The 13,659-nt window shown below is 57.3% G+C and carries 11 protein-coding genes and 1 pseudogene; 6 read left to right on the top strand and 6 right to left on the bottom strand.

Translation table 11 applies throughout. The annotated features are described in order from the left end of the window. Positions 1-13: 13 nt before the first annotated feature. Positions 14-763 (bottom strand): SDR family oxidoreductase, encoded by a 750-nt coding sequence (locus PYR66_14530; protein WEF26541.1) that lies wholly within the window; start codon positions 761-763, stop codon positions 14-16. A 101-nt stretch (positions 764-864) separates the two neighbouring features. Between PYR66_14530 and PYR66_14525 the strand changes: the two genes are divergently transcribed. Continuing rightward, positions 865-1,224: a helix-turn-helix domain-containing protein gene (locus tag PYR66_14525; protein ID WEF26540.1), complete on the top strand. Its 360-nt coding sequence runs from the start codon at positions 865-867 to the stop codon at positions 1,222-1,224. Positions 1,225-1,323: 99 nt separating this feature from the next. Continuing rightward, positions 1,324-2,571: pseudogene (agp, locus tag PYR66_14520) on the top strand (bifunctional glucose-1-phosphatase/inositol phosphatase). 65 nt (positions 2,572-2,636) lie between these two features. Here agp and PYR66_14515 read toward each other — a convergent pair. Both PYR66_14515 and wrbA read right to left on the bottom strand, forming a co-directional pair. Further along, entirely contained in the window at positions 2,637-2,864 is a 228-nt protein-coding gene (locus tag PYR66_14515) for a YccJ family protein (GenBank protein WEF26539.1), read from the bottom strand. Positions 2,865-2,884: 20 nt separating this feature from the next. Then, positions 2,885-3,481, bottom strand: coding sequence for an NAD(P)H:quinone oxidoreductase (wrbA, locus tag PYR66_14510; protein WEF26538.1), 597 nt, complete (start codon positions 3,479-3,481; stop codon positions 2,885-2,887). A gap of 390 nt (positions 3,482-3,871) precedes the next feature. On the opposite strand from wrbA, the gene PYR66_14505 reads away from it, so the two are divergent. The 3 genes from PYR66_14505 to rutR all read left to right on the top strand — a co-directional run bounded on the left by PYR66_14505 (position 3,872) and on the right by rutR (position 5,835). Then, positions 3,872-4,045, top strand: coding sequence for a general stress protein (locus PYR66_14505; GenBank protein ID WEF26537.1), 174 nt, complete (start codon positions 3,872-3,874; stop codon positions 4,043-4,045). 157 nt (positions 4,046-4,202) lie between these two features. Beyond that, on the top strand, positions 4,203-5,111 hold the full coding sequence (locus PYR66_14500) for a DMT family transporter (GenBank protein WEF26536.1): 909 nt from the start codon (positions 4,203-4,205) through the stop codon (positions 5,109-5,111). Positions 5,112-5,196: 85 nt separating this feature from the next. After that, entirely contained in the window at positions 5,197-5,835 is a 639-nt protein-coding gene (gene rutR, locus PYR66_14495; protein WEF26535.1) for an HTH-type transcriptional regulator RutR, read from the top strand. On the opposite strand, the gene PYR66_14490 is transcribed toward rutR, so the two are convergent. Beyond that, positions 5,832-6,227 (bottom strand): lysozyme inhibitor LprI family protein, encoded by a 396-nt coding sequence (locus tag PYR66_14490; GenBank protein WEF26534.1) that lies wholly within the window; start codon positions 6,225-6,227, stop codon positions 5,832-5,834. The genes rutR and PYR66_14490 overlap by 4 nt on opposite strands. A 139-nt stretch (positions 6,228-6,366) precedes the next feature. Continuing rightward, positions 6,367-10,329, bottom strand: a complete 3,963-nt coding sequence (putA, locus tag PYR66_14485; GenBank protein WEF26533.1) for a trifunctional transcriptional regulator/proline dehydrogenase/L-glutamate gamma-semialdehyde dehydrogenase — start codon at positions 10,327-10,329, stop codon at positions 6,367-6,369. 422 nt (positions 10,330-10,751) lie between these two features. Between putA and putP the strand changes: the two genes are divergently transcribed. Continuing rightward, positions 10,752-12,260: a sodium/proline symporter PutP gene (putP, locus tag PYR66_14480; GenBank protein WEF26532.1), complete on the top strand. Its 1,509-nt coding sequence runs from the start codon at positions 10,752-10,754 to the stop codon at positions 12,258-12,260. A 98-nt stretch (positions 12,261-12,358) separates the two neighbouring features. Here the strand turns inward: putP and PYR66_14475 are convergent, their stop codons facing one another. Beyond that, positions 12,359-13,447 carry an AI-2E family transporter gene (locus tag PYR66_14475; protein WEF26531.1) on the bottom strand — a complete coding sequence of 363 codons (1,089 nt, stop codon included), beginning with the start codon at positions 13,445-13,447 and terminating at the stop codon, positions 12,359-12,361. Positions 13,448-13,659: the final 212 nt, after the last annotated feature.

The following is a 13,659-nucleotide window of genomic DNA, read 5'->3' as shown; positions in this document are numbered from 1 at the left end:
CCGCCTGCCGGGTTCAGAGATTACCGGTGCCGCCATCGACCAGTAGCTCCGTTCCCACGACGTAACTTGATTCATCCGATGCCAGATACAGCGCCGCTTGCGCCAGTTCTTCTGGCGTCCCCATGCGGCCTAACGGCACCAGCGCTTTGATCTCTTCCTGTAAAGACTGCAACGCATCGGCGTCGAGCCCCAGTTTGTTTAGCGCCGGAGTGCGAACCGGGCCGGGGCTCAGGCCATTGACGCGTATCCCTCGTGGCAGCAGCTCCGCCGATAGCGTGCGCGCCAGCGATAAGATCCCGGCTTTACTGGCGGCATAAACGCTACTGGCGGGCAGCCCGATATGTGCGCTCACCGACCCGCAGAGGATCACCGATGATGGATTCGCCAGCAGCGGCAGTAGCGCCTGCAACAGGAAGAATGGCCCTTTAAGGTTGATGTTCATCAACTGGTCCCACTGCTCGGCGGTCCAGTCGCGAAAAGCGCCGTGGGTGACATCGCCGGCGTTGATAAACACGGCATCCAGCCGCGGCCAGCGTTCAGCTAGCGTCTGCGCTAACTGCCGTTGTCCGGCGATATCGCCAGCATCCGCCGCGATGGCCCAGCCATCGTCGCCTAATAACCTTTGCGCCTGCTCAAGCGCAGCCGGATTGCGTCCGGTTATCGCGACTTTCGCCCCCTCGGCGATAAAAGCCTGCGCGGTGGCTAGCCCAATGCCGCTGGTGCCGCCGGTAATTAACGTATATTTTCCTGCTAAACGTGCCATTTCTCTTACTCCAGTCTGCGGGTGGAAAAGGCACTATAAAAACTTTAGTATCCAAAGGATACCAGGTACCAAATGGATACTAATGCGCAAAGAGGTGTGCAATGACGGCAACAGCGGCGCGGACGGCGCAAAAAAATTTTGACCAGCAGCCTTGTCCGATGACGGACTTCGTGAACCTGATCGCCGGGAAATGGGCGATCCCTATTTTATACCGACTGATCGTGCTCAACACGCCGGTACGCTTTGGCGAACTGCTACGCGCGGCAGCGCCGATTACCCAAAAAGAGCTGACCCGCCAGCTACGCTTGTTCGAGCAGCGTGGTTTGGTGTCGCGGACGGTATACGCTGAAATCCCACCGCGGGTGGAGTACCAGATAACGCCGCTTGGCCTGTCGATGCGCAGTGCGCTACAACCGCTGGCGGAGTGGATGCAAAATTATGGCGACCAGTTGAAGCGCTAAAAAAGCGACCGACGCCTCAGTTTGCGATTCATTGCCCGGAAAAATGTCATAAATCCGTCACAATGATGGCGACGATAATAAATGACTGAGGATGAAGGGATGAAAAAAAGTCTACTCGCCGCCGCAGTGGCCGGAGCGGTGTTGTTATCCGCTGGCGCGCAGGCGCAGGACGCGGCAGCGCCAGAGGGGTATCAGCTGCAGCAGGTGTTGATCATGAGCCGCCACAACCTGCGCGCGCCGTTAGCCAATAACGGCAGCGTGCTGGAGCAGTCGACGCCGAAATCCTGGCCGCAGTGGGATGTCCCCGGCGGTCAGTTGACCACCAAGGGCGGGGTGCTGGAAGTGTATATGGGTCACTATATGCGCGAGTGGCTGGCGCAGCAGAAGCTGGTGACCAGCGGCGAATGCCCGCCGGAGAACGCGGTTTATGCTTATGCCAATAGCCTGCAGCGCACCGTCGCCACCGCGCAGTTCTTTATCACCGGCGCCTTCCCGGGGTGTGGCGTGCCAGTGCACCATCAGCCGCAAATGGGCACCATGGATCCGACGTTTAACCCGGTTATTACCGACAACTCCGCCGCCTTCGCGCAAAAAGCGGTACAGGCGATGGAAAAAGAGCGCCAGGGAATGCAGTTGGCTGAGAGTTACAAGCTACTGGAAGCGATGACCGATTATCGCAATTCACCATCCTGCAAAGAGAAGAAGGTCTGTTCGCTTAGCGACGGCAAAGATGCCTTTAGCGCGACGTATCAGCAGGAGCCGGGCGTCTCCGGGCCACTGAAGGTCGGTAACTCGCTGGTCGATGCGTTCACCCTGCAATATTACGAAGGCTTCCCGAAAGATCAGGTGGCGTGGGGTGAGATAACCAGCGATAAGCAGTGGCAGGTATTATCAAAGCTGAAAAACGGCTATCAGGATAGCCTGTTTACCTCGGCGGAAGTGGCGCGCAACGTCGCCAAACCGCTGGTGAAATATATTGATAACGTGCTGGTCGGCGATAGTGCTCAGGCGGCAAAAGTGACGCTGCTGGTCGGGCATGATTCAAATATCGCCTCACTGCTGACGGCGCTGGACTTTAAAGCGTATCAGCTGCCTGGCCAATACGAACGGACACCCATCGGCGGTAAGCTGCTGTTCCAGCGCTGGCATGATAGCGGCGCCAATCGTGAGCTGATGAAGATTGAGTATGTTTATCAAAGCGGCGAGCAGCTTCGCAACGCCTAGGCGTTGACTCTGCAATCCCCGCCGCAGCGGGTCACTCTGGCGCTAAACGGCTGCCCGGTTGACGACCAGGGATTCTGCCCATTTGAAACGTTCAAAAAGGTGATGAACGAGGCGGCGAAGTAAAACAAAAAACCCGGAGCGATCCGGGTTTTCAATGTGCGCGGCCTGAAGTCCGTGTTATATTGCCATCAGACGTTTTTGCGTTCGATGGTCTGCTCGCCCCAGAAAAGGCTGTCTTTGTCGGTTTTGGCGAAAGCCAGCGGCAGAACTTCATCGCTGCCTTCTTCCCAAATTTTCTCCGCCAGCTTTTCATCGTAATTCGCTAGTTCGAAAATGGCTTCGGCGATTTCCAAAGAGGTATTACGTAAGCTTGCCCATTCGCCCACATGGTGGGTCTTTGCTTCTTGATTCGGCATGCATCTCCTCCTGTTGCAGGTTAACCGTGTAGTTTCACAGCCAGATTTGCCACGTGCTCGCCCTGATAGCGGGCAATGGACAGCTCTTCCTGGCTTGGCTGACGGGAGCCGTCGCCGCCGGCGATGGTGGTCGCGCCGTATGGCGTGCCGCCGCGAACCTGGGAGACGTCAAACAACTCCTGCGCGCCGTAGCCGATAGGCACAATGATCATCCCATGATGGGCAAGCGTAGTCCAGGTTGAGACAATTGTCTGTTCCTGGCCACCGCCGGTACCGGTTGAACTGAAGACGCTGGCCAGTTTGCCGTACAGCGCGCCGGACGCCCACAGGCCGCCGGTCTGATCCAGGAAGGTGCGCATCTGTCCGGACATATTGCCGAAACGGGTAGGGGTACCAAAGATGATGGCATCATACTCCGCCAGTTCTTGCGGTGTGGCGACGGGCGCATTTTGCGTTTTCCCGCCTGCTTTGGCAAACGCTTCAGCCTGCATAGTTTCCGGCACACGCTTCACGACCACGTCAACGCCGTCGACTCTGTTTGCCCCTTCGGCAACGGCATGGGCCATGGTTTCGATGTGTCCATACATTGAATAATAAAGCACCAGAATTTTAGCCATTTGCATCACTCCTCGGTTGCGTAATTGTCCAGCCAAACGACTGGCTATCTATAAAGATAAGGCGTATGGCGCAGAGTGCAAATCCAACAAACATTTGTTTGATTTATAACAAAATCGCAAAGATTAGTTTGCAACCTGGCGTGTAGCAAATTGATACATTTTACGCTGGACAAATTTCAGCCATGATAAGAAATGTTTAGCGGAGCCGTCTGCGGCGGCAGGTCGGTTGCCTGTTCTAAATGTTGCTGGATGTTACTATTTCGCTGTGAAATGAGTTTCATTTACTACGCTTAAAAGCACGCGATACATAATGGCCAGGCCATATGTCGCGGAGGCTGCGGCCTCGGTTTTCGCAATACACCATGACGTCTAATATCGTGGAGGTCAGTAATGGCAAACCATCGTGGCGGTTCCGGCAACTTTGCTGAGGATCGTGCCAGAGCTTCAGAAGCGGGTCGTAAAGGTGGTCAGCATAGCGGGGGGAACTTTAAAAACGATCCTCAACGCGCTTCGGAGGCTGGCAAAAAAGGGGGCAAAAACAGCCACGGCAACCGCAATAGCTAACCGGGTTGCCGATGAATGATGCGGTGTTAATCTCCCGGGTCTTGCCGCATCACCCTCGCCGCCGACGTTTGTCGGCGGTTTTTTTATGCCTCAGGGTGTTGCCTTTCCCCTGAACGCCCTGAGAGACTATTCGGCTACTCCTTTTATTGGTCGTCTCATGTCTTCGCTCAAATTATCGATAACGCCGCAGGAATTGATCCTGATTGTGATCACCATGTTCTGGGGCGGAACCTTTCTTGCTGTGCAGTACGCCGTCAGCTTCAGCGGGCCGTTTTTCTTCGTTGGCCTGCGCTTTGCCACCGCGGCATTGGCGGTCGCGCTGCTGTCGCTACGCACGCTGCGCGGCCTGACCTGGCTTGAAATTAAGGCCGGCGTCGCGATTGGCGTGGCCATCGCGCTGGGCTATAGCCTGCAGACCTGGGGGCTACAGTCGATCTCCAGCAGTAAGTCCGCGTTTATTACCGCAATGTATGTACCGCTGGTGCCGCTGCTGCAGTGGTTGTGTCTGGGGAGAATGCCCGGCGTGATGTCCTGCGTCGGTATTGTGCTGGCGTTTATCGGCCTGATCCTGCTGGCCGGGCCGGAAAATAACCTGCTGGCATTGGGGATCGGCGAAATGATTACGTTGGCCAGCGCGATCGCGATCGCCGCGGAAATTATTTTGATCAGCGCCTGGGCCCGCAAAGTGGATGTACGACGGGTGACGGTAGTGCAGCTGGCGACCGCATCGTTGGTGGCTTTCGCAGCGATGGCGCCCGCAGGCGAGAGTATTCCGCCAATGCGTCCGGAGCTGTTGGCGGTGGCGTTAGGGTTGGGGGGGTTTAGCGCGATTATTCAGGTTACCATGAACTGGGCGCAGCGTAGCGTATCACCGACCCGGGCGACGCTTATCTATACCGGCGAGCCGGTATGGGCGGGTGTTTTCGGGCGTATTGCCGGCGAACGTCTGCCGTTGCTGGCGCTGGTCGGCTGCCTGTTTATTCTGGCCGGGGTGTTAGTGAGCGAGCTGAAGTTTAAACGTAAGAAAGCGCTGAACGCCACGGCAAGCGAAGGCAGCGAGCCTTAGGCGGGCGCGGCGTCCGGTAAATCCTCAGTTTTCGCGCCCCTCGGCTTTTGTTATGCTGGCGGCCGTCGTAACAAGGAGAAGATCTATGGCACAGGGCGCCGCGAAAAAAACCGGCAAGCGTTCACAGGCAGTGAGCGCGAAAAAAGAGGCTATTCTGGCCGCCGCGCTGGAGACCTTCTCGCGCTTTGGCATTCACGGCACGCGTCTGGAGCAGGTCGCTGAATTAGCCAGCGTGTCGAAGACCAATCTGCTGTATTACTACCCGTCAAAAGAAGCGCTCTATGTTGCCGTGCTGCAGCGGATCCTCGCTATCTGGCTGGCGCCGCTGCGGGCGTTTCGCGAAGATATCAGCCCACTGGTGGCGATCCGCGAGTACATTCGTCTGAAGCTTGAGGTGTCGCGCGATTATCCGCAGGCCTCAAAATTGTTTTGCCTGGAGATGCTGCAAGGGGCGCCGCTGCTGATGGCCGAACTCACCGGCGATTTGAAAGCTTTGATCGATGAAAAGTCGGCCATTATTTCTGCCTGGGTTGACGGCGGAAAACTGGCGGCGGTTGACCCGCAGCATCTGATTTTTATGATTTGGGCGACCACTCAGCATTACGCCGATTTCGCCACCCAGGTGGAGGCGGTGACCGGCGCAACGCTGCAGGATGAGCAGTTTTTTCAGCAGACGGTGGACAATGTCCAGCGGATGATTATCGAAGGGATCCGCGTGCGTTAATTGGCCGGCGGCAGCGGACAGTTCTGATCGCCGTCTTCGCACTGCAGCAGCGAGGCGAGGAAGGCTTCGCGTTCGACGCTCTTATCGGTCATGCACTGGCTTATCAGCATCGGTTGCATGCTGCCGCCTTCCGCGCCGGAGGCGAGAAACGCGCAATCGGCGTCACGCAGTGAAATCCACGCCAGCTGCGCTTTCTTCAGCAGCTCCTGCTGTTTACCGGAGGCGCGCTTCAGCGCCTGCTCCCAGGTCTCATTCAGCTTTTTATCCGCCGCCTGATATTGCGCAGCGGCACACTGGTTCATCTCAGTTTGGGTGTTGGCGTTGCTGCAGTCGTCCGCCAGCGCTGCACCGCTGGCCAGTAGGGCGGCCACGGCAAGTAAAGTGCGTTTCATTTTTCTACTCCCATAAAAAAAGCTCCCGTCCGGGAGCCTTAATTAACCACAGCTGAAGTCGGCTGTCATCAGTTGATCGTGCAGCAGATTTCCCGGAAACGTAGCCCGGCTCAGCGTAGCGCGAGCCGGGACACCCACTTTATCCGATGGTCATCAGGCTGGCGTTGCCGCCCGCCGCTGCGGTATTGACGCTCAGCGAGCGCTCGATATACAGACGTTCCAGCAGCAGATTGGTTTCGCCGCGGGCGAAGCCCTGTACCGAAACAATCGCGCCGTCGCGCGCTGCAACCAGCTCGCAAAGTTCACGTAGCTGATCGGAGTCACCGTGGTAGATAACCGCGTCGAAGGCCTGACTGATTAACTGATCCGCTTTCGCGAAACGAATGCGATCGCTCACGTCGCGCGGCAGTTTCTTCGCCAGATCGCGCTGCAGGGCGCTATCCGGCCACAGCACTTCACAACCGACCGCCATCACCGCCGCCAACTGGGTCAGCACATCCTGCTCATTATCTGCCACGCACAACACGCGGTCGCGCGGCATCAGCGTTAGGGTGTTGCGCTCGCCGGTTGGTCCTGGCAGCAGGCGTTGGGTGCCGCTCTGCGCCTGCTCGCTATACTGCTGGCACAGCGCCTGCAGTTCCGGACGGCCTGCCGCCCACTGCTGCAACGCCTGCAGCGGTTTTTCCAGCAGCGTTTTCAGCTGGGCATCCAGCGGACGTTCCGCATCCTGGCGGGCGAGGGTGACGCCGACGGCGCCTTGTGGACGGCTGGAGAGCAGACGGTACAGGTACAGCGGGCCGCCGGCTTTCGGGCCGGTGCCCGAGAGTCCTTCACCGCCGAACGGCTGCACGCCGACCACGGCGCCGACCATATTACGGTTAACGTACAAGTTGCCGACCTTCGCGCTGCCGGTAACCTGAGCGATGGTCTCGTCGATGCGGGTATGCACGCCAAGAGTCAGGCCATAGCCGGAAGCGTTGATCTGTTCGACCAGCTTATCCAGCTCGTTACGGTTGTAGCGCACCACGTGCAGAACCGGGCCGAAGACCTCTTTTTTCAGTTCGTCGAAGCTATCGAGTTCAATAAGCGTCGGCGGCACGAAGGTGCCATGGCTCCATTCGCGCGCATCTTCGCTATTTTCGCGCACCGCCTGGAAGACGTTGCGGCCTTTAGCGCGCAGCGCCTGAATATGGCGTTCGATATTCTCTTTCGCTTCCGCGTCGATAACCGGGCCGATGTCGGTGGTCAGGCGGCCTGGGTTGCCCATCCGGCATTCGCCCATCGCGCCGCGCAGCATGGTCAGCGTATGTTCGGCGACCTCTTCCTGCAGGCAGAGTACGCGCAGGGCGGAGCAGCGTTGACCGGCGCTATCGAAAGCGGAGGCCAGCACGTCGATCACCACTTGTTCCGTCAGCGCCGACGAATCGACGATCATGGCGTTCATACCGCCGGTTTCGGCGATGAGCGGCGTCGGACGACCTTGCGCATCAAGGCGGTTGGCGATATTGCGTTGCAGCAGCGTGGCCACTTCGGTGGAACCGGTGAACATCACTCCGCGCACGCGTTCATCAGCGGTCAGCGCGGCGCCGACGGTTTCTCCACGCCCCGGCAGCAGCTGAATCACGCCCGGCGGTACGCCGGCTTCCAGCAGAATAGCAACGCCTTGCGCGGCGATAAGCGGCGTCTGCTCGGCGGGTTTAGCCAGCACGCTGTTGCCCGCCGCCAGCGCGGCGGCGATTTGGCCGGTGAAGATCGCCAGCGGGAAGTTCCACGGGCTGATACACACGACCGGGCCCAGCGGGCGGTGAGTTTCATTATCGAAATCGTCGCGCACCTGGCCTGCATAGTAGTGCAGGAAATCGACCGCTTCACGCACTTCGGCGATGGCGTTACTGAAGGTTTTACCCGCTTCGCGGACCAGAATGCCCATCAGCGTCGGCATCTGGCTTTCCATCAGCACGGCGGCGCGTTCCAGGATAGCGGCGCGCTCCTGCGGCGGAGTAGCGAACCAGATTGGCGCGTTGTTGATCGCGCTGGTCAGCGCCTGCTGGACTTCGGCATCGCTGGTTTCGCGCACGTAGCCGACGATATCTCTTGGTTCAGCCGGGTTGACCACTGACTGCATTTCGCCTTCGGCGACCGGTTGTTCCAGCATCGGCAGCGCCTGCCATTTGTGCAGCGCACTGTTGAGCAGTGAAGAGGAGAGGGAAGCCAGGCGGTGTTCGTTGGCCAGATCCAGACCGGCGGAGTTGCTGCGGCCGTCGCCGTACAGATCGCGCGGCAGCGGAATTTTCGGATGCGGTAGACCGGCCTGACCTTCCTGCTGCGCCAGTTTTTCTACCGCGCTGACCGGGTCGGCGACCAGCTCGTCCAGCGGCAGGCTGGTATCGGCGATACGGTTAACGAAGGAGGTGTTGGCGCCGTTTTCCAGCAGACGACGCACCAGATACGCCAGCAGCGTTTCATGGGTGCCGACCGGGGCGTAAATACGGCACGGACGGTTCAGTTTGCCGTCGGCGACTTTGCCCACTACCTGCTCATACAGCGGTTCGCCCATACCGTGCAGGCACTGGAACTCGTACTGGCCTGGATAGTAGTTCTGTCCCGCCAACTGGTAGATAGCGGCCAGCGTGTGGGCATTGTGAGTCGCGAACTGCGGATAAATCAGATTTGGCACCGCCAGCAGTTTTTTGGCGCAGGCGAGATAGGAAACGTCGGTGTAGACCTTGCGGGTATAAACCGGGTAGCCTTCCAGGCCTTCCATCTGCGCGCGTTTAATTTCGCTATCCCAATAGGCGCCTTTTACCAGGCGGATCATCAGGCGACGACGGCTGCGGGTCGCCATGTCGATCAGAGAGTCAATGACGAACGGGCAACGTTTCTGGTAGGCCTGAATCACAAAGCCGATACCGTTCCAGCCCGCGAGTTCCGGCTCGAAGCACAGTTTTTCCAGCAGATCGAGGGAGATCTCCAGGCGGTCGGCTTCTTCGGCGTCGATGTTAATGCCGATGTCGTACTGGCGCGCCAGCAGCGTCAGCGATTTCAGGCGCGGATAGAGTTCTTCCATGACCCGATCGTACTGCGCGCGGCTGTAGCGCGGGTGCAGGGCGGAGAGCTTAATCGAGATGCCCGGGCCTTCATAAATACCGCGGCCGTTGGAGGCTTTGCCGATGGCGTGGATCGCCTGCTGATAAGAGACCATATAGGCCTGCGCGTCGGCAGCGGTCAGCGCGGCTTCGCCGAGCATATCGTAGGAGTAACGGAAGCCTTTCTCTTCCAGCTTGCGGGCGTTAGCCAACGCTTCGGCAATGGTTTCGCCGGTGACGAACTGCTCGCCCATCAGGCGCATCGCCATATCGACGCCTTTGCGGATCAGCGGCTCGCCGCTCTTGCCGATAATGCGGTTCAGGGAGCGGGAGAGGCTGGTTTCGTTATGCGTTGATACCAGCTTACCGGTAAATAGCAGACCCCAGGTGGCGGCGTTGACGAACAGCGATGGACTACGGCCAATATGCGACTGCCAGTTGCCGTTGCTGATCTTGTCGCGGATAAGGGCATCGCGGGTGGCTTTATCCGGAATACGCAGCAGCGCTTCGGCCAGGCACATCAGCGCCACGCCTTCCTGCGACGACAGTGAGAACTCCTGCAACAGGCTCTGTACCATCCCGGCGCGACCGCTGGCGGTCTTCTGGTTGCGCAGTTTTTCCGCCAGTTGGTAGGCCAGCTTGTGCGCCTGTTCGCCTAACGGTTGCGGCAGCCGGGCCTGTTCGAGCAACATCGGCACCGCATCGGTTTCCGGGCGACGCCAGGCCGCGGTGATCGCCGCGCGGCTGACCGACTGCGGCAGGATCTGCTCGGCGAATTCGAGGAACGGTTGGTACGGCTCGTCGGCCGGGGCGCCCGCTTCATCGCTTTCGTTGGCGGCGCCGGAAAGCAGCGCCGGCAGTTCAGGCAGCGTCTCGTCGTTTTCCAGCTTTTCCAGATAATTGAAGATGGCCTGTTTAATCAGCCAGTGCGGCGTGCGGTCAATACGGCTCGCGGCGGACTTGATACGCTCGCGCGTCGCATCGTCAAGTTTTACACCCATGGTAGTGGTGCCCATTGCGGGAACTCCTGTTTTCTCTGTAATGCCCTTTTATCGGTTGCGTAGAAATATCTACCATGTTGCAACTTTGTGCAACCTTGTTAATTGTGACCTGGCTAGCAAGCTGAGAAATGAATGAATTGTTAATGATATTGGCGTGATTCAGAGAAAAATAACCTCATTCATATAACGTATTTGTTTGCGTTGGTTAACAGTTTTCCAAGGTGCAACCGATAAAAACGTGAGGGAGTGCAACCTATGGCAATTTGCTATTTTGCCCACGGCAAGTTTCGTGTAAATGCTGTGTTAAATCGTTTGTGAAATACCGACGCATCCGTCAGGATACGCTCGCCCAATACAACCAATGTGCCATTACCCCGTTCCGGTAGTGGATAAAACGACAAAGTTGGACGTTGTCGAAATAAATTCTGGAGATTTGCATGGCTATTAGCACACCCATGTTGGTGACTTTTATTATTTATATTTTTGGCATGGTACTGATAGGTTTTATTGCCTGGCGCTCAACCAAGAACTTTGATGATTATATTCTCGGCGGCCGCAGTCTGGGGCCATTTGTGACGGCGCTTTCTGCCGGCGCGTCTGATATGAGCGGTTGGTTGCTGATGGGGCTGCCGGGCGCGATTTTTCTCTCCGGGATCTCCGAAAGCTGGATCGCTATTGGCCTGACGCTGGGGGCGTGGATCAACTGGAAGCTGGTGGCCGGGCGTCTGCGCGTGCATACCGAAGTGAATAACAACGCGCTGACGTTGCCGGACTATTTTACCGGCCGTTTCGAAGATAAAAGCCGCGTGCTGCGTATTATCTCCGCGCTGGTGATCCTGCTGTTCTTCACTATTTATTGCGCATCCGGCATCGTTGCCGGCGCGCGTCTGTTCGAAAGCACCTTCGGCATGAGCTATGAAACTGCGCTGTGGGCCGGTGCCGCCGCCACGATTATTTATACTTTCGTCGGCGGTTTCCTGGCGGTGAGCTGGACCGACACCGTCCAGGCCAGCCTGATGATCTTCGCGCTGATTCTGACGCCGGTGATGGTGATTATCTCGGTTGGCGGTTTCGGCGATTCACTGGAAGTGATTAAGCAAAAGAGCATTGAAAATATCGATATGCTGAAAGGACTGAATTTTGTCGCGATTATTTCGCTGATGGGTTGGGGTCTTGGCTATTTCGGCCAGCCGCATATTCTGGCGCGCTTTATGGCGGCAGATTCGCACCACAGTATCGTTCACGCTCGCCGTATTAGTATGACCTGGATGATCCTGTGTCTGGCGGGCACGGTATCCGTCGGTTTCTTCGGTATCGCGTATTTCAATAATAATCCGAGCCTGGCGGGCGCGGTAAACCAGAATGCTGAACGCGTATTTATCGAACTGGCGCAAATTCTGTTTAACCCATGGATTGCCGGGATCCTGCTGTCGGCGATTCTGGCGGCGGTCATGTCGACTTTGAGCTGCCAGCTGCTGGTTTGTTCCAGCGCTATTACCGAAGACCTGTACAAGGCCTTTTTGCGTAAAAATGCTGGTCAGAAAGAGCTGGTCTGGGTGGGACGTTGCATGGTGCTGGTGGTCGCATTGATTGCCATTGTGCTGGCGGCGAACCCGAATAACCGCGTTTTAGGTCTGGTGAGCTATGCGTGGGCCGGTTTCGGCGCCGCGTTTGGCCCGGTCGTGCTGTTCTCGGTGATGTGGTCGCGTATGACCCGCAACGGCGCGCTGGCCGGGATGGTGATTGGCGCGGTGACGGTTATCGTCTGGAAACAGTTCGGCTGGCTGGGGCTGTACGAAATTATTCCAGGCTTCATCTTCGGCAGCATCGGGATTGTGGTCTTCAGTCTGCTCGGCAAAGCGCCGTCGGCGGCAATGCAGCAGCGTTTTGCTGAAGCGGATGCCCATTACCATTCAGCGCCGCCGGTTCACGCCACCGCTGAATAATACCGAGTGAAAGACCAGATACTGCGACGGCTCCCGTGATGGGAGCCGTTTTTTTATGTCGCGCGCGGTCTGGCGGCGAACCGCTGGCAATCAGGCGGTTATTTTGCGGCGCCTTCGTTAACCCAGTTCATGAAGATCAGATAGCCGATCGAAAGCAGGGTCGCGCCAATAAACATACCGAGAATACCGTCGGTCGCCATGCCGCCTAGCGCGCCAAGCAGGACGATCGGCATTGGCGCATCAACGCCACGCCCCAACATCAATGGCTTGAGGACGTTATCAACCATGCCCGCGACAATCAGCAGTACGGTAAACATAATATTGATGGCGGTGCCGTGATCGCCGGTCATCCACATAATGGCGATGGCCGGGGCGGTGACCAGAATCACCGGGATTTGCGCGATCCCCAGCACCAGCGCCAGGACGAAGAAAATACCGGCCGCCGGGATCCCCGCCAGCGCGATAATAATCCCCGCCAGTAATGCCTGAATCAGCGCAACGCCGATAACGCCCTGCGCCACGGCGCGAATGGTGCCGGTGCACAGCCGGGTCAGGGCAGTGCCTTTGTTCTCATCGGTAATACGGATGGCGATGCGTTTGGCGCTGTTAGCGCCCGCCGCGCCCCAGCTCATAATGGCGCCGGCGATAATAAAGGAGAATACAAAGCCTAACAATCCGCCGCCCATGCTGGCCAACACGCCGAGCACCAGCTTCGCCGCCTCGCCAATTTGCGTGTGATAGCTGCTCAACATCGCAGGGAGGTCCGCCGAGGCTTTCAACCAGAAGGCATACAACTTGCCGCCGACGAGCGGAATGGAGGCGATATTGGCCGAAGGCGGCGGTAGCGCCAGGTTACTGCCGCTGACCTTATCAATCAGACTACCTGCGCTTTCACCCAACGACGTCACCATGAAAATGGTGGGGATGACGATAACCAGCAGGCCGCATAATACCAGCACGGTGGAGGCCAGCCCCTGGCGCCCGCCAATGCGTCGGGCGATGTGTTGCTGTAATGGATATAGGGTGACGGCCAGGATCAACGCCCACAGCATCATGTTTAAGAATGGTGAAAAGACGGTAAAGCAGAATGAAGCCAGCGCCAGTATTAAACCAAACTTAATAAACATATCCAGAAAACGGGTGACGATGCGTTTCTCGATGTTAACTAACTCATTATTTTCTATCATGAATTATTCCAGCTTTTATTTTATATGGCCGCCAGGCCCGTTAAAAACGCTCAACTATAGAGAAGTCTTTAAAATAAAAAACGCAGGAAATGATTTAAAAATGAATTTCGGCTGAGTGCTATTTATGAGTGTAGAACAAAAGAAAATAAACGGAATGGGCGAGGCATTTCCACAAGTGGTTATTTTGTGGTGACTAATTTACAACTCGTCAC

The sequence above is a fragment of the Klebsiella aerogenes genome (genome assembly GCA_029027985.1).
Classification (GTDB): domain Bacteria; phylum Pseudomonadota; class Gammaproteobacteria; order Enterobacterales; family Enterobacteriaceae; genus Klebsiella; species Klebsiella aerogenes_A.
Note: the sequence above shows the minus strand (reverse complement) of the source record. Positions and strands in the feature narration are given on the sequence as shown.

Coding starts and splice junctions, on each gene's coding strand:
- wrbA (WEF26538.1), bottom strand. CDS start 3,481: ATGGCTAAAATTCTGGTGCTTTATTATTCAATGTATGGACACATCGAA.
- PYR66_14515 (WEF26539.1), bottom strand. CDS start 2,864: ATGCCGAATCAAGAAGCAAAGACCCACCATGTGGGCGAATGGGCAAGC.
- putP (WEF26532.1), top strand. CDS start 10,752: ATGGCTATTAGCACACCCATGTTGGTGACTTTTATTATTTATATTTTT.
- PYR66_14500 (WEF26536.1), top strand. CDS start 4,203: ATGTCTTCGCTCAAATTATCGATAACGCCGCAGGAATTGATCCTGATT.
- rutR (WEF26535.1), top strand. CDS start 5,197: ATGGCACAGGGCGCCGCGAAAAAAACCGGCAAGCGTTCACAGGCAGTG.
- PYR66_14475 (WEF26531.1), bottom strand. CDS start 13,447: ATGATAGAAAATAATGAGTTAGTTAACATCGAGAAACGCATCGTCACC.
- PYR66_14530 (WEF26541.1), bottom strand. CDS start 763: ATGGCACGTTTAGCAGGAAAATATACGTTAATTACCGGCGGCACCAGC.
- PYR66_14490 (WEF26534.1), bottom strand. CDS start 6,227: ATGAAACGCACTTTACTTGCCGTGGCCGCCCTACTGGCCAGCGGTGCA.
- PYR66_14525 (WEF26540.1), top strand. CDS start 865: ATGACGGCAACAGCGGCGCGGACGGCGCAAAAAAATTTTGACCAGCAG.
- putA (WEF26533.1), bottom strand. CDS start 10,329: ATGGGCACCACTACCATGGGTGTAAAACTTGACGATGCGACGCGCGAG.
- PYR66_14505 (WEF26537.1), top strand. CDS start 3,872: ATGGCAAACCATCGTGGCGGTTCCGGCAACTTTGCTGAGGATCGTGCC.